General features: G+C 60.5%; 20 protein-coding genes. 1 reads left to right on the top strand and 19 read right to left on the bottom strand.

Annotated features, from left to right (window positions below):
* Positions 1-53 precede the first annotated feature (53 nt).
* The 18 genes from BN1079_RS06970 to BN1079_RS06885 all read right to left on the bottom strand — a co-directional run bounded on the left by BN1079_RS06970 (position 54) and on the right by BN1079_RS06885 (position 16,924).
* Entirely contained in the window at positions 54-1,235 is a 1,182-nt protein-coding gene (locus BN1079_RS06970; protein ID WP_037023247.1) for a multidrug effflux MFS transporter, read from the bottom strand.
* A 47-nt stretch (positions 1,236-1,282) separates the two neighbouring features.
* Positions 1,283-1,990, bottom strand: coding sequence for a maleate cis-trans isomerase family protein (locus BN1079_RS06965; RefSeq protein ID WP_037023246.1), 708 nt, complete (start codon positions 1,988-1,990; stop codon positions 1,283-1,285).
* A gap of 81 nt (positions 1,991-2,071) precedes the next feature.
* A complete protein-coding gene (locus BN1079_RS06960) occupies positions 2,072-3,385 on the bottom strand; it encodes a TRAP transporter large permease (protein ID WP_037023245.1) in 1,314 nt (437 codons plus the stop codon).
* A gap of 2 nt (positions 3,386-3,387) precedes the next feature.
* Positions 3,388-3,924, bottom strand: a complete 537-nt coding sequence (locus BN1079_RS06955; protein WP_037023244.1) for a TRAP transporter small permease — start codon at positions 3,922-3,924, stop codon at positions 3,388-3,390.
* A 66-nt stretch (positions 3,925-3,990) separates the two neighbouring features.
* Positions 3,991-4,836 carry a TRAP transporter substrate-binding protein DctP gene (gene dctP, locus BN1079_RS06950; RefSeq protein ID WP_171819290.1) on the bottom strand — a complete coding sequence of 282 codons (846 nt, stop codon included), beginning with the start codon at positions 4,834-4,836 and terminating at the stop codon, positions 3,991-3,993.
* A gap of 265 nt (positions 4,837-5,101) precedes the next feature.
* On the bottom strand, positions 5,102-6,448 hold the full coding sequence (locus tag BN1079_RS06945; protein WP_037023242.1) for an OprD family porin: 1,347 nt from the start codon (positions 6,446-6,448) through the stop codon (positions 5,102-5,104).
* 177 nt (positions 6,449-6,625) lie between these two features.
* A complete protein-coding gene (locus BN1079_RS06940; RefSeq protein ID WP_037023241.1) occupies positions 6,626-7,636 on the bottom strand; it encodes an asparaginase in 1,011 nt (336 codons plus the stop codon).
* Positions 7,637-7,646: 10 nt separating this feature from the next.
* Positions 7,647-8,006, bottom strand: coding sequence for a non-heme iron oxygenase ferredoxin subunit (locus BN1079_RS06935; RefSeq protein WP_037023240.1), 360 nt, complete (start codon positions 8,004-8,006; stop codon positions 7,647-7,649).
* A gap of 12 nt (positions 8,007-8,018) precedes the next feature.
* Positions 8,019-8,594, bottom strand: coding sequence for a nuclear transport factor 2 family protein (locus BN1079_RS06930; protein ID WP_052114446.1), 576 nt, complete (start codon positions 8,592-8,594; stop codon positions 8,019-8,021).
* Entirely contained in the window at positions 8,591-9,826 is a 1,236-nt protein-coding gene (locus BN1079_RS06925; protein ID WP_037023239.1) for an NAD(P)/FAD-dependent oxidoreductase, read from the bottom strand. The genes BN1079_RS06930 and BN1079_RS06925 overlap by 4 nt, the downstream gene beginning before the upstream one ends.
* A complete protein-coding gene (locus tag BN1079_RS06920; protein ID WP_081950813.1) occupies positions 9,823-10,152 on the bottom strand; it encodes a cupin domain-containing protein in 330 nt (109 codons plus the stop codon). Before BN1079_RS06920 ends, BN1079_RS06925 begins: the two co-directional genes overlap by 4 nt.
* Complete coding sequence (locus BN1079_RS06915; protein ID WP_037023238.1) at positions 10,149-10,565, bottom strand: hypothetical protein; 417 nt, start codon at positions 10,563-10,565, stop codon at positions 10,149-10,151. The genes BN1079_RS06920 and BN1079_RS06915 overlap by 4 nt, the downstream gene beginning before the upstream one ends.
* A 10-nt stretch (positions 10,566-10,575) precedes the next feature.
* Positions 10,576-10,956: a hypothetical protein gene (locus BN1079_RS06910; RefSeq protein WP_037023237.1), complete on the bottom strand. Its 381-nt coding sequence runs from the start codon at positions 10,954-10,956 to the stop codon at positions 10,576-10,578.
* Between the two features lie 5 nt (positions 10,957-10,961).
* Positions 10,962-12,251 (bottom strand): aromatic ring-hydroxylating oxygenase subunit alpha, encoded by a 1,290-nt coding sequence (locus tag BN1079_RS06905; protein WP_037023236.1) that lies wholly within the window; start codon positions 12,249-12,251, stop codon positions 10,962-10,964.
* 472 nt (positions 12,252-12,723) lie between these two features.
* Complete coding sequence (locus BN1079_RS06900; RefSeq protein ID WP_037023235.1) at positions 12,724-13,308, bottom strand: TetR/AcrR family transcriptional regulator; 585 nt, start codon at positions 13,306-13,308, stop codon at positions 12,724-12,726.
* A gap of 183 nt (positions 13,309-13,491) precedes the next feature.
* A complete protein-coding gene (locus tag BN1079_RS06895) occupies positions 13,492-15,534 on the bottom strand; it encodes a hybrid sensor histidine kinase/response regulator (protein WP_037023234.1) in 2,043 nt (680 codons plus the stop codon).
* A gap of 585 nt (positions 15,535-16,119) precedes the next feature.
* The gene (locus BN1079_RS06890; RefSeq protein WP_037023233.1) at positions 16,120-16,554 is read right to left on the bottom strand and encodes a cupin domain-containing protein; all 435 of its coding nucleotides are present in this window, start codon (positions 16,552-16,554) and stop codon (positions 16,120-16,122) included.
* A 25-nt stretch (positions 16,555-16,579) separates the two neighbouring features.
* Positions 16,580-16,924, bottom strand: a complete 345-nt coding sequence (locus tag BN1079_RS06885; RefSeq protein ID WP_052114445.1) for a hypothetical protein — start codon at positions 16,922-16,924, stop codon at positions 16,580-16,582.
* 131 nt (positions 16,925-17,055) lie between these two features.
* On the opposite strand from BN1079_RS06885, the gene BN1079_RS06880 reads away from it, so the two are divergent.
* Complete coding sequence (locus BN1079_RS06880) at positions 17,056-17,550, top strand: winged helix-turn-helix transcriptional regulator (protein ID WP_037023232.1); 495 nt, start codon at positions 17,056-17,058, stop codon at positions 17,548-17,550.
* 99 nt (positions 17,551-17,649) lie between these two features.
* Here BN1079_RS06880 and BN1079_RS06875 read toward each other — a convergent pair whose 3' ends face one another.
* Positions 17,650-18,471, bottom strand: a complete 822-nt coding sequence (locus BN1079_RS06875; RefSeq protein ID WP_037023231.1) for an isocitrate lyase/PEP mutase family protein — start codon at positions 18,469-18,471, stop codon at positions 17,650-17,652.
* Positions 18,472-18,597 lie beyond the last annotated feature (126 nt).

The following is an 18,597-nucleotide window of genomic DNA, read 5'->3' as shown; positions in this document are numbered from 1 at the left end:
CGCTAAGGGCTTCAGCCGCTGTCCAATGGTTCTTCGACCTGCGGCTCGTGCGGTCAGGAGGGGCGGTCGGTCGCCTTGCGCTGGGTCGCCTTGGTGGCTGCAAGTGATAGCAAGGCGCAACCGAAGATTACGCAGAGCATGGGCATTGCTGTGCCGTCGTGCAGGGTGGCCACCAGGGCGGAGGCGAACGCGGCCAGGGCAAATTGCAGGCAGCCCATGAGGGCCGAGGCGCTGCCGGCGATGCGACCGTGGGTCGCCATGGCGCCGACCATGGCATTGGGGGTCAGGAGTCCGAGGGCAGAGAGAGCCAGCGTCAGGCTGAGCAGGATGGGCCAGAAATTGTCGGGCATCAGCAGCACACTGACCAGGGGCGTGGCGGTGCAGAAGATGAATACCCAGACCACCCGGATCAGCCAGTAGTCGGGCGACTGGTAGTTGAGCAGCCTGGCATTGAGCTGTGCGCCGACGACGAAGCCTATCGCGTTGAGGCCGAACAGCCAGCCGTACTGCTCGGGACTCAAGCCGAACAGCTGGATGAAGACGAAGGGCGAGCCGGAGATGTAGGCGAATTTCGCCGCCAGGGCCATGCCGCCGCTGAATACATAGCCCATGAACGCTTTGTCGCAGAGCAGGGTGCCGTAGGCTTTCAGCGCGCCCGACAGGGGCGCGGGAGGCTCGTTGGGGTCGCGGGTTTCTGGCAGCCCTACCAGTACCGCTACCCAGCACAGCGCGCTGAAGATCGCCAGGCAGATGAATATCGATTCCCAACCAAAGCTTTCCAGTAGCAAGGCTCCGCCCAAGGGAGCCAGCATAGGCGCTACGCCCATGATGAGCATCAGCTGTGAAAATACCTTGGCCGAGTTGATCGGGTCGCACAGGTCGCGGGTGACGGCCCGCCCGATGACCATCCCCGCGCAGCCGCCGAGCGCCTGGAGAAAGCGCAGGCCGATCAGCCATTCCAGGCTGGTGGCCAGGGCGCAGGCCACCGAGGTCAGAGTAAAGATGCCGACCCCTACTAGCATGGGAATACGCCGGCCAAAGCGATCCGACAGCGAGCCGTAGATGATCTGGCCGATAGCCAGGCCGATGAAATAGGACGACAGCGAATGCTGGATATTCTCCACGTCTGTGGAGAAGGCTGTGGCCATGGCGGGAAAGCTGGGCAGGTAGAAATCCACCGCCAAGGGTCCGAAGGCGCTCAATGCCGCGATGATGAACAGAATGCTGTTGGTCATTGATAGATGCCCACGGACCTTGATTGGCTAGGCCCGATCACAGAGAGTCAGGAGGCCAGCAAGGAGCCGTAGCCGGAGCTGCGTTCGGTGATGCCCAGCTGCCTCAGGCAATGCCAGAGCAGGGCCTGGTTGCTGGCGATCACGGGCAGTTGCAGACGCTCTTCGATGCGCTGCAGCTGGGCAGCGACCTGTATGCCGGAACAGCTGATCAGCAGGCCGTCGATTGGCTGGCCGGCGAATTTCTCGGCCATTTCGAACCAATGCTGCGAGCTGAGGCTGCCTTGCTCGATGGGGCTGTGGCAGGGCGTGGCATGCTCGACCACCACTTCGATTCCACGGCGCGCCAGGTAGGCGATCTCGGCCTGCCGGACTTCCAGCGGGTAGGGCGTCAGCAGACCGATGCGTTGCATGTTCTGATGCGGCAGCGCTTCAAGTACCGCGTCGATGGTGGTGACGGCCGGCTTGGCGGTGGCGCTGAGCAGCCGGCGGCGCAGGCGTTCCGGACCGGCCATCATGGTGACCGCGGTGCAGTTGACGGCAATCAGGTCGACCCCGGCGTCTGCCAGCAGGTAGGCGTGTTGCTCCAGGTGCGCGCAGAAGGCGTGGTGCTGATTGATGTCGGTTTTCTTGAACGGCACGCGGGTGGTTAGAAACTGCACGCCTTCGGGTGCCATCAGTTGTATTTCGTAATCGCACAGACCCGCTGATGGATAGAGTTGACCGATTCTGGCGCGTGTTCCAAATCCCAGGCTCATGTTAAGGCTCTCGACATACATCTGGACCCTGTCGGGCTGTCTGATGGAAACGGGCCGAAACGGCCCGTTAGAGGTTGCGCGCTACAGCAGCATCGAGGGCAGCCAACTGGTGATGATCGGGAAGGCCATGATCAATCCCAGTACCAGCATCTCGAGCAGGATGAAGGGCGTCACCGATGCGTAGATGGTCGACAGTTTGGTACCGCTGGAAGCGATCCCCTGCATGACGAAGATCAACAGCCCCAGAGGCGGAGTGCAGAGGCTCATTTCCAGCACGATCAGCAACATCACGCCGAACCACACCGGCTCGATGCCGGCGCTCAGGGCGATGGGCATGAAGATCGGCAGGGTCAGCATCATCATGCTCACCTGCTCCATGAAGCAACCCAGCAACAGCAGGATGCCCAGCATCGCCAGCAGCAGGACGAAGGGCGAAAGCCCCAGTTCGGCAACGAACATCGAGATCGAGTGGGTGGCGCCGGAGAAGGCGAGGATCTGCGAGAAGGTGGACGAGGCGCAGATGACGAACAGGATCATGGCCGAGAACTTCATGGTCTCGGTGATCGAGTCGATCAATGCCCTGAGGCTCAGGGAGCGATACAGGGCGGCGGCCAGGATGCTGGCCAGCGAACCCAGTGCTGCGGATTCGGTCGGCGTGGCAATACCGGCAACCATGCTGCCGACCACTGCGACGAAAATGCCACCCAGGGGCACGACGTACTTGAAGAAGGGCAGCAGGCGATCGGACCAGGAGCGCTCTTCCACTTCATAGGCCGGGGCCAGGCTTGGGTTGATCATGCAGCGGGCAATGATGTAGACGAAGAACAGCACCGCCATCATCGCCGCCGGCACAATGGCCGCAATCAGCAGCTGATTGATCGAGATCTTGCCCAGGCTGCCCAGCAGTACGGCCAGGCCCGATGGTGGAATCAGCATGGCGATGCCACCCACCGCCATGATCGGACCCATGGATATGCCCGGCGCGTAACCCCGCTCTTTCATTTCCGGCAGCAGGGTCTTGCCCAGCACCGCGGTGTTGGCCAGCGTTGAGCCGGACAGGGTGGCGAACACGGTGCCACCGGTAACGGCGATAAGCGACAGACGCCCGGGGACGCGGCTGAACAGCCGGTCCACGGCGTCGATCGCCCGGGCTGCAATTCTGGTGTGCAGCATGATCTCGCCCATGAACACGAACAGCACGATGGGCGCCAGGGCATATTGCGCCACCGAGCCTTGCATGTTGCGCACCATCTGCATGATGCCCACGTCGCCACCCATGACGAAGAAGGCGCCTATCAGGTTGACGACAAGAAAGGAGAAAACGATGGGCAGGCCCAGCAACAGGAAAAATATGACGCCGCCGAACATCAGAATCAGCGTTGTTACCCAATCCATACTCAGGCCTCCACGTTAGGCAGGTTGGCGAGGGCTTCTGCCTCGAGCTTCATGATGTAAGCGTCACGCTCAACCTTGGCCATGCGCAGAACCACTTCGATAAACATCAGCAGCATGCTCAGCGGCACCTGCCACTGCAGCCACCAGTCAGGGAATTCCAGTTCCTTGTAGATGTACTCGTCGCGCATGAAGGACTCGCCCAGCACGATCAGCGAGTAGTAGAAAATCACCCCGCAAATGAACAGCATCAGCAGGTTGACGATAAGTTGCGCGCCACTCTTGGAGGCGCCCTTGAGGTTGGAGGAGAGGAAGTCCACCTTGATGTGCTTGTTGCGCGCCAGGAGCCAGGGAGCGCCCAGCACGGCGATGACGAACAGGCCGTACTCGGACAGGTCGATGACGCCTGGAAACAATCCCCAGCCCAGGGAGCGGAAGATGGCTTCGGCACCAATGATGATGATCAGTAGCGCAACACAGATGGCCGCCAGTACCGCGCAGGTGTTGACGAGGAAATAGAAGCTTCGCAGAAAGAGGTGCATAGATAGTTCTCTTGCCGGTAATGGCAGGGCGGAACAAGGCTGCCCCAAGGCGGGGCAGCCTCAGTCTTACTTGACCAGCAGGGATTTCAGCCTGGGGATATTGTCGGGGCTGAGTCTTTCCAGTTCCGCCCAGTAAACATCCGAAGCCTGTTGTGCGAACTCGGGACCCAGGTCCACCACCTTGATGCCTCGCTCTTCGTGGAGGGCACGCGTGCGGGCATTTTCCTCTTCGGTGTAAATCAGCAACTCCTTCTCGAACCATGCGACTGCGTCCTGAAGCACCGCTTGATGCTCAGGTGACAGACTCTTCCACTTGCGATCGTTGACCAGGACGTTGATCACTACGTTGTAGAAGCCTGGCTCGACGCGGGTCTTGGTCATCTCGTCCCAGCTGAAGTCTTCGATACCCCAGAGGCCGAAGCCGTAACCCTGCACAACGTTACGCTCCAGCGCGGTGTAGAGCTCCGGGACTGAAACGGTGGCCGAACTCATGCCGAGCGAAGTGAAGAAGGGCACATGGATCGGCTGGGTGCGCGCCCGCAGTCCCTTGAGTTCTTCTGCGCTGGAGATTTCCTTGTTCAGGAACAGATGGAAGGGTACGCCCGTGCCGTAGGTGGTCAGGGCAAAGCCGTTCATGCGCTTTACGAGAATTTCGTTCAGGGCATCATAACCGCCCGAGGCGCGCTGCTCGGCCAGGGTCATGTTGGACAAATCCTGGGCGTTCACTTCAACCATCGCCGACTTGTAGGTGCCTGGCGGAGTCACCAGCATGTCGACCATGCCCGAACGCAGTGCATTGGGCTGCTCGGATGCGGGCAACGCCTCGGGGCCGATCAGGCGAATTTTCACTTTGCCGGACTGGTTGACGCGGTCGGCAAACATCTCGAAAGGTTTGCTCCACTTGGTGTTCACAGGGACGAACACCGCTGCCCGCAGCTCAATCTCTGACGCACTCGCGAAAGGAGTGCCCAAGGCAAAGGAGCTGATGACAGCGGCACACAGGGTGCCTTTGAGCTTTCGGACTAATGCGTTCTTTTTCAGGCTCATTTTTTTCTTCTCGGTAGTAGTGCCGCAAGGCTGGTTCACTTCCCGCCTGACGAGGCCTGAGCGGCGCCTCGTAGGCAACTGATTCTGGCTTTGATCAGGCAAGAAACGAACCACATTCGCTTAAGTCATTTCAAAGAATATTGATTGGGTAGTCGACCATGACGCGTAGCTCGTTCATGTCCTCACGAGCCTCGTTGCCGTTACCCCTGTGCACTGCGTGGCGAACCCTGAAACTGAGGTCCTTCGCAGCACCGCTCTGCACCACGTAGCGCGCCTCCAGGTTGTGCTCCCAGTGCTTGGCGCCTGCAGGGTAGCGTCCGAAGTACATGCTGTCGGCTTCGATATGGCTGCCATCACCGCCGGTGCCGCGAATGTAGCGGGCCATCAGCGTCAGGCCCGGCACGCCGAACGCTGCCATGTCTACGTCGTAACGCAGCTGCCAGGACTTTTCGTTGGGCGCATTGAAGTCATGAATCTGAACGTTGTTGGCCAGCTGGGGCAGGGTGGTCAGGCCGTCGCTGAAGCCCAGGTAGTCGAACGGCGAGTCGCCTTCGACCGACTGATGTGCCACGGAGAAGGTATGCGCACCGGTCTTGTAGCCAAGCATCAGCGACCAGGTGGTGTTGTCGATCTTGCCGCCGCGCTCGGCCCCGCTTTCGTGGGTGTCGTAGAGCACAAAACTGGTGCGCAGGCTCCTGGTTGCATCAAGCTGGTGCACGTATTGCGCCATCCCCAGGTACTGCTGCCAGAGGTCCTCGGCCTTCATGCCGTACAGGCTGGTCTTGAAGCCGCCGGCGGCGTAGTTGACGCCGTAAATATTCAGCGAATCGGTAGCTGGTCGGGATCCGTACTGGCTGTGGATAGTGGAGGTGTGGTCGTTCTGTGCGGCCGAGCGACCGGAGGTTACGCGGGAGGCTTCGAAAGTGAAGTTGTCCAGCTCGCGGCTGACGATATTCCAGCCGCGGACGGTGGAATTAAACAGGCGAATGGCGCCCTGATCGGTCATGAAGATGGGTGAGGTGAGTTCCATGTCGCCGTACTTGAGCACGGTATTGGAAACTCGAGCCTTGGCGGCGAGGCCGGCGACGGAGTAGTCGTCGTGCGGTTCACCGTCCTTGTCCGTTGGCAACAGGCCGGTATTGGTCTTGCCAGTACCGCTGTCGAGTTTGACGCCCAGAAAGGCATGGGCGTCGATACCAAATCCGACGATACCTTGGGTAAAGCCTGAGCTGTAGTAGCTCATGAAGCCTTGCGCCCATTCTCCCCGATAGCCATTGGTGGTGCCGGCGGCGCGGTTCACGTTGGAGGTGCCGTTGCGGTAGTCACGGTTGAAGTAGTAATTGCGCACCAGCAGCTTTAGCGAACTATCTTCGATAAAGCCTGAGCTCTGGCTCTGTGCCGAAGAAGCGGTCGCGTTGGTGCTTGCTCCGGCCACGGCTGCCGCCAAGGCACAGTAATACAATGCAGATCTGCTCATTCCTTTTTTCACCTTGTCGTAAGTTCATGCATCTCAGCCCGGTGCGATCGTCTTCGCTTCGCCTGGGCATGCGGTTTCTTGTTGTTAGGGCAGGAAGTACTAAGTGGTGGGGGTGCCTTTTGTTGTTATTGATCTTGCTGAGGCGGCGCATGTGCGCCACTCGGAATGCGCTTCGGCTTAGCCAGCCAGCAGCCAGTGCTGTAGCTGGACGGGATCTTTGGTTTGAGTCAGGGCGAGCATCACCAGGATGCGTAGCTTGTGTGGGCTGAGGTCGCCGCCGGCGAGCACGCCTGCTCGCAGCAGGAAGTCCTGTACCGGTACATTGCCGCGCATGGCGCGGGTGGACTGCACGACCACCACGCCCTGGCGCACGGCTTCGGCCAGCGCTGCCGCTTCGCCGGATGCCGGACGTCCCGGCGCCAGCCCGGCACTGATGATGGCCTGGCTACCGGCAGCTACCAGGGCCTGGATCGGCACGCCGTCGCAACCGGCATAGGAGGTGACGATGTCTACGCGTGGCAGGCTCTGCACGCGGGCCAGGTCGAACTGTCTGCGCCAGGCATTGGCCGGCAGCAGGCGCCGCCAGTGCACCTGGGCATTGGCGTCGACCTGGGCAAGCGGGCCGAACGGCACCGCCTCGAAAGCGGCCAGGTCGAAGCTCGAACTCTTGGTAACGTCGCGTGCGCTGTAGACCTTGTTGTCCATCACCACCAGCGCGCCACATTCGCGCGCCTGCGGGCTGGCTGCGACGGCGAGCGCCGCCCGCAGGTTGGCTGGGACATCTGTACCGGCGGTATTGGAGGGCCGCTGTGCACCGGTGATGACTAGGCCCATGTCCAGGTTCAGCGCCAAATCGAGGAAGTAAGCGGTTTCTTCCAGGGTGGCGGTGCCGTGGGTGATGACGAAGCCATCGATGTCCGGGTGTTCCAGGGCGGTCTGTTCGATCAGGCGCGCCAGTTCCAGCCAGTCTGTCGGGGTGATGGATACGCTGCCTAGCGCGCGAAAGGCGATGGGGAAGAGGTCGACGTGGGGAGCCAGTCCGCCCAATTCATCGAGCAGGGTGTCGATCGGGAGAACGACCTGGCTTTCACCGTATTCGACCCAGTCGAAACGATGACGGGCCTGCATGGCAAAGGTGCCGCCAGTGCCTATGACTGCAATCTTGGGACGCGCGTTTTCCAGGCTCATAGGCTGCTCCTTACAGGTTCAGTTGGACAAATACGACGCCGTCTTCGACGCGTACGTTGTGCACGCGGGTGTCCTTGATCAGCGGGCTGCACAGTGCCTTGCCGTCGCGCACGTCGAAGGCGCCGGCGTGCAGAGGGCATTCGATTTCATGGCCTTCCAGGTCGCCTTCGCTGAGCAGGGCGTTACCATGGGTGCATATGTCATCGACGCAGTACACCTGGTCGTCGACGTAGAACAGGCCGATCTTCAGGCCGTTGATCACGGTGCCGTAGCACTGACCGTCGTCGAACAGTTCATCCAGCGCGCCCAGTTCAATCCAGGCATCAGCTGCAGGGGCGGTGGTGTAAATCAGGTTTTCCGATGCGCTCATGGTTCGTAGCTCTTACTGACCGGTCGATGAGGCCGGTTCGGGGTCGTTGAGAGGGGGGCGCGCCTTGTCCAGGCTGGGCAGGTCCGGGTACAGAGGCATGCAGCCCAGGTTGGCCGGCATCACGTGCAGCCCGGTGAAACGCATGGAGCCGATCAGCCAGCCCTGTTCGTGGCAGCGAGTGTAGGTTTCGTGGGTGGTGGCAGTGAGGAATATGGCTTCGCCGTTGTCTTCGCGCAGGGCCAGCTGCCAGAGCTGCCAGGTGGCCGAGGCATGCGTCAGGTCGTCGGCGATGGTGATCTGCGGGCTCAGGTAGTAGTGGGCTGCCCAGCACCAGGGCGAGCTTTCAAACCATTGCGCCAGGGCTATGCGACCAGTCCGGTCGCCGCCGAATTCGCCGCCGAACCACACTGCCTGCTCGGTGAAGCAGGCAGCCTGCTGCTGCGCCAGTTCACGCATGAGAGCGGCTGGCTGGCGCTGGTAGTTGCCGGTGTACTTGGCATCGGCCAGCGCGCTGTAATGCGCCTTGAGGCCACGAATGGCCTCGATGGCTTCCAGACGCAGCACGCGCTGCAGCAGGTCCGTGCTCATGCTGCCAGCTTCTTCAGGGTGAGGTTGCTGTCGGCCAGCAACTCGCGGTCGATCAGTGCGCGGGAATTGATCAGGGCTTCCAGAGGCTTGCGGTCCTTGGCCTGGTTGATCATCACCCCGCCGACTACGCGGCCTTCCTTAAGCAGTAACCAGGTGGCCTGGTGTTCCGCTGGATTGCCGCGCAGCACCTGCTGGTCGAAGCCTTCGATGGTGCCGACCACCTGAATGTTGTGGCCGAACTGATCACTCCACATCCAGGGGATCTCGTGGTACGGCTCGCTCTTGCCTGTGATCTGCAGGGCTACGGCACGCGCCTGGTTCTCGGCGTTGCGCCAGGTTTCCTGACGCATGTGCCGGCCGTAGAACGGACTGAAGGTATTGGCCACATCGCCAACGGCGTAGCACCAGGGCTCCGAAGGGCTGCGGCAGAATTCGTCGACCACGATGCCGTTGTCGCACTGGATACCGGCGGCCTGGGCAAAGTGGACCTCGCATTCGATTCCCACGGCCACCAGCATCTGGTCCGCCCAGACCTGGACCTTGCTGCCATCCTCGCGCTTTGCCTGGATGGCGTACTGACCGTTGACTTCGGCGATCGCCTGCGGACGGACTGAAGACTCCAGGCTCACGCCCGCGTCGAGGTGGAGCTGGCGAAGCCAGGCCGAGGCATCCGGAGGCAGGCAGCGGCGCATGACGCGATCGCCAACATCCAGCACCGTGACCTTAAGGCCCAACTGGGTGGCGCTGGCGGCCACTTCCATGCCGATAACCCCGGCGCCGATGATGGCAATGCTCTCTGCGCCTTGAAGCGCTTCGGCCAACTGATGGCAGTCGGGGATGGTACGCAGCACATGCAGGCCTGGCAGGTCTCCGCCGCGTATATCCAGGGTACGCGCGGCGCCGCCGGTGGCGATGACCAGCTCGTCAAAAGCAATCTGGCTGCCATCGCTCAGGGTGACGCTGCGTGCAATCCGATCAAGTTCAACCACGCGACCGACCACGCGCTGAAGGCGCGTGGTTTCGCTCCAGAACCCGACCGGTCCCAGGGTCAGTTCGTCGCTGCTCTGCTTGCCGAGCAGCACGTCCTTGGACAGCGCTGGACGTTCATAGGGGGCGTAAGCCTCCTCGCCGACCAGGATGACCTGACAGTGCTCGTCCAGTGCGATCAGATGTTGCGCCACGCGGCCCCCCGCATGGCCGGCGCCCACGATCAGGACGCGCTTGCCGCTCATGCCGAGGCCTGCTCGGTCAGGCGCACCACGGCGCGATACAGCACGCCGGTGGCACTAAGGCAGCGCCATTGGCGCGGCTCGTTGGGCGGAATCACGATGGCTTCGCCGGCGCTGAGCTCGTAGTGCTCGCCCGCGGCGTCGACGGCAAAGCTGCCTTCGAGAATTGCGCCGACTTCTTCACCGAGATTCGGCAGGCCGCCCTCGACGATTTCACCCTCGGCGAAGGTGCGCAGCTGCAGTTCGAACTTGTCGCCACTCAGGCCGGTCGTGCCGCTTTCGACTTCGGTCAGCGGCGGGGTTACCAGGCAATGATCCAGGCTGCTCATGCGCGCGCCTCCCGATCCTTCAGGGGGTAGTAGGGCACGCTGTCTTCCGGGCCGAATTCGGGGCGTGGAGGGGTTACCACGTTCAGGCGCATGCTCACGCCCTCGGCGCCGAAGCGGTTGCTGCCGTAATGATCCAACTCGGCAGGAATGATCATGGCGCTGCGTTGCGCCATCTTCACTTCCGGGTCGCCTGTTTGGCCCTGGCCTTCGAAGACCGAGCACTCGCCAACGATCTGCAGCGATGCTTCTTCACCATGGTGGTGCGATTTGGCCGGCAGGTTGTGGCCGACCTTTTCAACGAATTTGACGATGGAAACACTGATGTTCTGACCGAACAGGTGCTTCATGTACAGGCCGTCGGCAACCACTTCCTTCAGCCCGTCGTCGATTCCAAATACTCTGCATTTAGGCATCTGCGGCTCCTTAAAACTTGGGCTTCATGTTGAAGTCTTCTTCAGCCACGAAGCGGCGCGGGTCGAAGCCCCATACCACTTCCTGCTGGCCGTAAAACTCCACCGCAGGCGCGACTTCGGCGAGGGAAAGCAGCAGCTTGAGCAGGGTTTCGTCGACCTCGTCGAACTCGCTCATGGGCTTGCGGTTCACGAAGGCGATCAGCTCGTCCATGTTCGCCAGCATGGTGTCGGCAAAAGCACGGATGGCTTCCATGGGCTGCGCATGACGCTGGATATTGCGAGCGGTCTCGGTGTCCAGCGCCCACAGGCTGACGAAGGGCTGCAGGCTGGCAAAGGCTTCGGGCAGTTGCACGACCGGGTTGTCGAGATTGAGGGTGGCGATCAGGTTCATGCGATTTACTCCGCGCTAGCCTTGGGCTGGTTTTTGTTCAACATGCGCTCGACGGCGTGATAGGAGTGGCGCACCAGAATCTCGCTGTCTTGCAGCAGCATGACTTTCTTGGCACCGGTCTCGGCGGCCTTCTGGGTGCGCTCGACGGTGCTCATGTCTTCGAGAAGTACGTCGCGCAGTGCGACCTTCATGTACTCCAGGAAGAAGCGGCCGCCGGCGGTAGTCATTTCCGGGTAGAACACGCGGCACTCGATGCGGGTCTTGTTGTGCGCGGTGGGGCGGAAGGTGTAGCACTGGAAATAGTTCGGACGCAGCGACAGATACAGGTCCGGGAAGACCACGTTGATGTCGAACAGCCAGTTCGGGCTCTTGGTCCAGTTCATGCCCTCTGGCAGAGCGTCGAGCGGGAAGTCATGCTTGGCGCTGCCGATCGCGGCGCGCAGTGCGGCGGCCGAAATCGGACGGGTCTTGGCGGCTTCGGAAAGGGCTTCTTCTGCGGCAGCGCCACCTTCGGTGACGGCTTTCGGGTTGCCGTAGACCGACTTCTGGTTGCCGCCCAGGGACAGTCGACGGTGGTATTCGCCGCAGAGCGCATCGAGCGGCGGCATGGTGCCGTTCTCGGACTTTTCGACGGCGTCGGCGATCGACAGGCCGTGGATGTAGGCGACGTGGTAGGCCTCCTGGAAGGCGTCCAGCGCCAGTTTCCAGTTGCAGTTCACGTCCGAAACCCAGGAGAAGCCCTCGGTCATCTTCTCGAAGGGGTAGCCCTCGATGCAGCCGAACATGGGCTTGAGGTATTCATCCAGCGATTCGCTTGGGTTCGGGTCCAGGTTGATGAAGATGAAGCCTTGCCAGACCTGGCAGGCCACACGCTCGAGGCCGTGTTCTTTCTTGTCGAGATCGAAGAAGCACTCTTCTTCCGGAACACCGGTCAGGTTGCCGTCCAGATCGAAGGCCCAGCCATGGAACTTGCAGGCGAACTTGCGCGTGTTGCCGCATTTCTCGTAGGCAATCTGGTTCAGGCGGTGCGAGCACACGTTGTGCATCGCATTGATCTCACCCTTCTTGTTGCGAACGATGATGATCGAGGCATTGGCGCAGTCCAGGTCCTTGACGATGTAGTCGCCAGCCTTGGGGATTTCTTCCACCCGGCCGACATGCAGCCAGGTCTTCTTGAAGATCGCCTCTTTCTCGCGCTCGTAGTACTCGGGCGAAATGTAGGGAGCTGAAGGGACTGGCCCTTTCCCTAGCTCGGGGTAGCGATCGGTGATAAAGCGCAAGGTGTTGTCAGTCATGGAAATCCCTTCAGGCGATGGAGGACGTCATTAATGAACATGATTCTCTAATCGCAAAAAAAGATTGTCAATCGCTTTTGTTGTTGATTTGGATCAATGCGCTTTAACCCATGAGCTATCTGGGTTGTAGCTGTTTGTTATGGGGCCGGGTTGCTCTTACTTGGTGCGGAAAGGCCCGCTGGTTGAGCAAAAAAGGTGCAAAAAAGTATCACTTTTAATTTTATGAGCGGGATAGGCGGTCGCTCAGGTCGGCGCATGCTGGCGGCCCGAGCATCTCAGACTGGATCTGGCCGCAACGCTACAGGGCGGCAGGCAGCAGGGGATGGTCGGTCGGTATCGCAGAGGAGGGGGCGCGCCTGTTCCAGGCGGTGCACTAGGCCGGTGGGGATAGGCGCTGGGACGCCTGCGGCGGGATCACGGATGCGCGAATGGGCTGGGCTGACCGGCGAGCGCGGCAGCCGGCGGTAAACCGCTAGGGTTGGTGTTCCAAGCCCAGGAGCATATCGACGAAGAGATCGGCAATGCGTTCGATATCGCGCAAGTCGCCTATGCGCTGGTTGACGACGAAGCCGTCAAAGGCCATCCAGAGCACGTGGGCGTACAGGTTGTCTTCGATCAGCGCGTGTCGGTGGGGAGGGAGGCTCTCGCGCAGCAGATCGGTTATCTGCTGTTCAGACCAGACCAGAATGTTGTCGGGCTTACCCATGTTGCGGGGGGCGCTGGCCAAGGCTTCGATCATGCAGTTGGCGAACGCCTGATCAGCCGTAGGGATATCGCCCCATATACCGATCAAGATACGTTTAAGACGCGTACGGGGGTGCGTGAGTTTGCTTACCGAATCGCGCAAACGCCCGACTTGTTCCACTAGCCAGGGACTGTAGATCTCGTAGAGGATCAGGAGCTTAGAATCGAAATACACATACAGGTTGGACACCGTCATTCCCGCCTCACGGGCGATGGCGCTCATTGTCGTTGCGGTGTAACCCTTGTGCTTGAATAGAGTGAACGCCGATTCGACTATGGCTTGTCGCACTTCTGCCTTCTTTATCTGCGCCATCCAGCCTCCTTCTGATTTGCCTGACGTGATCGGGTCAAAAACAAATGATACTACCACTTATCGCAGCGCAGCTTGGATGACCAAGGCGCGGAAAATCCGTCGCTGCGCATGGCTGCAGGACTACCGCTCATGCCTGCGTGATGGCGTGCCGACCCGGCTACAGACGAAAACGGGCGCCTCGAGCTAATCGGTATTGACCAAGGCGTTGACGTGCGACACCAGAGCGTCCAAGGCGAACGGTTTGGTGAGCACGCCCGTCGAGGGCTGCAGGTGACTATCCCCGAGTACGTTGCTCTGGGCGTATCCGGTGATGAACAGTACCGGCAAGCCAGGCTTGGACTGGCGGGCGATATCAGCCATCTGCCGGCCATTGATGGTCCCGGGAAGGCCCACATCGGTAATCAGCAAATGGATGGGCGCGCTGGAGTTCAACAGCAGCAGGCCGGCGTTGCTGTCGGCGGCTTCTATCACTTCATACCCAAGGCCGGTCAGTAGCTCGACCACCAGCTGCCGGATCGAGGTTTCGTCTTCTACGACCAGAACCGTCTTGCCCGGTGCAACCTGTGTCGTGTTGGATGCAGCCTCTACGAAGGCCTCGTCCGGAAGCTCTACCGCATGATGGGGCAGGTACAGGCACACCGTGCTGCCCTTGCCGACCTCAGAGCGAATCTTCAGTTGCCCACCCGATTGCTGGGCAAAGCCGTAGATCATCGACAGCCCCAGCCCGGAACCAGCCCCCACCGGTTTGGTAGAAAAGAATGGCTCGAACGCACGCGCCATAACTTCCGGACTCATGCCAAACCCGGTGTCGGAAATACAGATCGCCAGATACTCACCGGCAGCAAGTTCTCCATCCAGCTCACCAGCTTTTAGATGCGTGTTGAAGGTTTCGATAAGGATGCTGCCGCCATCGGGCATGGCGTCGCGCGAGTTGATGCACAGGTTCAGTAATGCATTCTCTACCTGCGCCGGGTCCAGCAGCGAGGGCCAAAGGTCACTGGCCAACCGGAGTTTGATGTCTACCGAAGGGCCTACTGATTGGCGAAGCAGCTCTTCCATTCCTCTGATCAGTTCATTGACGTCGGTGGGAACCGGAGCCAGGTTCTGCCGGCGGGAAAAGGCCAGCAACCGATGCGTCAGCGCCGCAGCTCGTTGCGTCGCGCCCTGGGCAATCAACAGATAGCGCTCGATATCCGCGTGCCTTCCCTGGGCAAGGCGCATCTTCGCCAGCTCCAGGCTGCCGCTGATGCCGGCAAGAAGGTTGTTGAAATCATGCGCAATGCCGCCGGTCAGTTGCCCCACGGCTTCCATCTTCTGTGATTGGCGCATGGCGGCTTCAGCCGCCTCGCGTTCGGCGATGGCGTCGGCGACGCGCTCTTCTAGCGTGCGGTTCAGCTCTTGAAGAGCCGCTTCCGCGTCCTTGCGAGCGGTTACGTCGATAGATGATCCGATCAGGCCGATCACTTCCCCCGATTCATCCAGCAACGGTGCTTTGACAGAAAGCCACACGGCGGTGGTGCCGTCAGGTTTGCTGACGTATTCCTCGATCTGTTCGACTTTGCCGCCGCGCATGATGCGCTGGTCAGTCTCCATGACCTTGCGCGCCTGGGCCTTGTCATCGAGAAATTCCAGATCGGTTTTGCCGATATAGAAGCTGGGCGGCTTGCCGATCAGCTGTGTGGTGCCAGTGTTGGCCACCAGCATGCGACCTTCCAGATCCTTCGCATAGACGACACCAGGTACGGCTGCTGAAAAGTTCTTCAGCAGGCTGGAGATCCGATCGCGTTCGGCTTCAGCCGATTTGCGTTGCTCGATATCCAGAAGTACGCCGGGAAAGCGAACGGCATTGCCTGCGGAATCCAACTCGACCCGGCCATTGGCTTCGATCCAGCGGTAGATGCCATCGCTCTGTAAAACCCGGTATTCGCATCGATAAGGCCCGCCGCGCCTAATGGCCTCGACGATGTTGGCCTGAACTCGTTCCTGGTCTTGAGGGTGTATCGAGGTGGCCGCCTGGGCGAGGGAGAACCCGTTCGTGCATTGCTCAAACGGCACGCTGAAGGTTCGAGCGAAGCGCTCATCGGCAAAGATGGTGTCGTTAGGAACGTCCCAGACCCAGGTGCCCACTATCGCGCCGGCATCCAGCGCCAATTGAAGACGCTCGGCTTCATCGAGAACGGCTGCCGTCGGCTGCGCCGGATTACCTTTCGCTGGAAAAACGTTCATAGAGCGATCAATACATCAATAAGCGGCCAGAACTCAACTAGCGGCGGTATGGGCAACGTTTCATATTGCTGAGAAGGTAAGACGGCCGGCGACTTGAATAGTGCGGATCGGTCGACGAGGCGGATGAAATAAAGGTCCGCTCGCCGGAAGCGCACATTCTGCTTGATTAGCTGGCTTGCCCGGTAGGTGCGGAAATCTTTTGATACCGCGCGGCATCGGGAGCCAAGTGTGCTGATACCGCGGAGACGGACTCTTAAGCGCTGGGCGCGTTGGCGCGGTCCTAAGCGCTGTGGTGCCTATCGGCGGCGAGATGGCCTTTCTGGCCATCAGCAGCTTCTTCCAGCAACCGCTCATGTTTTGTAGTCACTTTGCGAAGGGCGGCTATCGGACCGAAAGCAGCCCCAGGCCTGAACTTCCGCCTAGTTCAAATCCAATATTCAACACTTACCACCAAGCGCTCCATCGGTAAGGTCAACGAAGTCAGCTCATGCACAATCCCAGCGCGGGGCTGCTGGCGCTATGCTTGCCCAAGCCATATCGCCGCCGCCCCGCTGTGCCGGATCTGCTAGCCGTTCGCTGACTGCCTCACTTCCAAGGCGTGCCGGGGGCGGGGAGCCCATCTTCGGTGGTGCTCTCCGTCATGCTGCCGTTGCGGGCTTGAATTACCAGGTAATTAAGCGGCTGCTCACCGCTGTTGCGCCAACAGCGTCGTCCTTCCGGGGCTACCCTGACTACCGATCCCGGGCCTACCGGCACGATGTGGTCATCCACACTGAACTCGCCTTCACCGCTCAAGAAGAAATACACCTCTTCGTTGAGCTTGTGAGTGTGGGTAAAGGGCATGGCGACTCCTGCAGGCAACGAGTTGATGGATATCTCCATGCCGCTCAGCCCCAGCTCCTCCTTGAGAAAATGTTTTCCCTTTGCCGGTCTCGGCAGCAGGGGATGTGCAAACAGGTAATCCATCCACTGCTGTGGCTCACCCACCTGGATACAGGACATGTTTTGCTGGCTCTTCATCGGTTCTTCCTCGTAAAGGGTGAGATCAGCGATCGCTTACCTGCGCGGCGAGCGCAGGCGTGCGGTTCCCGTACTGGAGTTCATCCAGGATTTGCCGGGCTTGCTGGAGCTTGCCGGTGGCGGCGCCGGCCTGCAGGTACTCGGCTTGAGCAAACCAGCTGTAGGCGTACTGGGTATGAGTCAGCGCCTGGGTTGGGTCGGCTGCTGCTGCATCGAGGTGGCACTGCCCGACGCTAAGCGCCAGGTTGCTGTCGACAAACTCGGGGTCGAGCTCGGCGGTCAGGCAATGGGGCTGCGCTGCCTGGGTGGGTAAAACGACACTGAGGGCGATAGCGGACGCAAGAGACACAGACAATATAATACGGCTCATGTCGATCACTCCTAGGTTTGACGTTTAGGAAGATTGGTTCCATCATGGAACCTGTGGGCGACGTTAGGTTTTATTAAAGAACCTGTCAAGAGGTTTTTCGCCGTTAAATTGAAATTCGTCGGGAGCGTCCATTGGAAAGAGTCAGCTTTGAAGACCGGAATTGCTCGCTAGCTCGGGCCCTGGATGTTTTGGGTGACTGGTGGAACGTGTTGATCATCCGCGAGGCGCTGTGGGGCACTCACAAGTTCGATGATTTCCAGCGTCATCTCGGCATGTCCAAGGGCATCCTGTCCAAGCGCCTGAAGCTGTTGCAGGAGCACGGGATTCTGGAAAAGCGCAGCCAGGGAAACAGCGTCGACTACTTCCTTACCGCCAAGGGCCGTGAGGTGCAGACCGTCATCATCAGCATCATGCAATGGGGCGACCGCTGGTATCCGCAAGCTGAAGGCTCGCCGGTGGTGCTGGTCAATCGCCAGACAGGCGTGCCGCTCGCGCCGTTGGGCTTGCAGGACAGTGAGGGCACGCCGCTGGAGCTGACTGATATCGGTCTTTGTGCAGGCCCTGGCGCCAACGAGGAAACCCGCGAGCGAATCCGCCAGATTCAGCGCCGCCAGGCCCCGAGCTGATCAGACGAGTTTTTATGTGTGCGGCCTGGTGGCGATCGGAGCTCCGTGCCGAATCATTGAGTTGCTAGGGCCCGTTCGCCATGGCATGCCGACGGGGGATTACTCTGTGACGAATGTTGCAATGACCGTCCCGGGAAGGGCATCCGCTGCATAGGTAAAGGTGCCGGAGGTGCGTACTTCTTCGGCCGCACGCATCAAGCCGCCGAGTGCAGCGCGGGCCATTGAACCGCCAACGCTGATACGGCGGACACCCGCATCCTGAAGTTCTGACAATGAATAGGTCGGGCCTTTGAGGCCCATGACCACGTTGACCGGCTTATCCAGCGCCTGGCATACCGCGCGGATCGATTCGATATCCGGCAGGCCCGGCGCGTAAAGCACGTCCGCTCCGGCTTCGGAGAATGCCTGCAGTCGCTTGATCGTATCGTCCAGGTTCTCGCGACCGTAAAGGTAGTTCTCGGCTCGTGCTGTCAACACAAAGGGCAGCTCGCGTGCGGCTTCGGCAGCGGCTTTGATACGGTCTACGGCGTGGGCCAGCTCGAAGATCGGCGCATCCGGGTCTCCCGTGGCATCTTCGATGGAGCCGCCCACCAGACCTACTGCGCACGCCATGCGAATGGTCTGCGCGCAGGTTTCGGCTGCAGCACCGAAACCATTTCCCAGGTCGGCGGACACGGGCAGATGGGTCGCTGCGACGATCTCGGCAGCGTTTTTCAGGATCTCGTCACGGCTGAGGCCGGTCAGCGAGTCCCGCTTGCCCTGCGACAACGCATAACCTGCGCTGGTGGTAGCGAGTGCTTCAAAACCGAGGCTGGTAAGCAGCCGGGCCGATCCCGCATCCCATGGGTTGGGAATCACGAACGTCCTGCTGCGTTGGTGGAGCTCTTTGAACTGCTCGAACTTGCGCTGCTGATCGGACACTGCTTCCCCCTGTGTTTTTGTTGTCGGGCCAAACGCGTTTGAAAGCCATCTCACAGCTGGGATTAAAGCACAGCCGCGGCGAGCCCTTGGGCTTGCTGGATCAACCGTCTGACGGGCGCGACAGTC

This window comes from Pseudomonas saudiphocaensis, from assembly GCF_000756775.1.
Classification (GTDB): domain Bacteria; phylum Pseudomonadota; class Gammaproteobacteria; order Pseudomonadales; family Pseudomonadaceae; genus Stutzerimonas; species Stutzerimonas saudiphocaensis.
The sequence above is the reverse complement of the archived record's forward strand: the minus strand, read 5'-3'. Positions and strand labels throughout refer to the sequence as shown.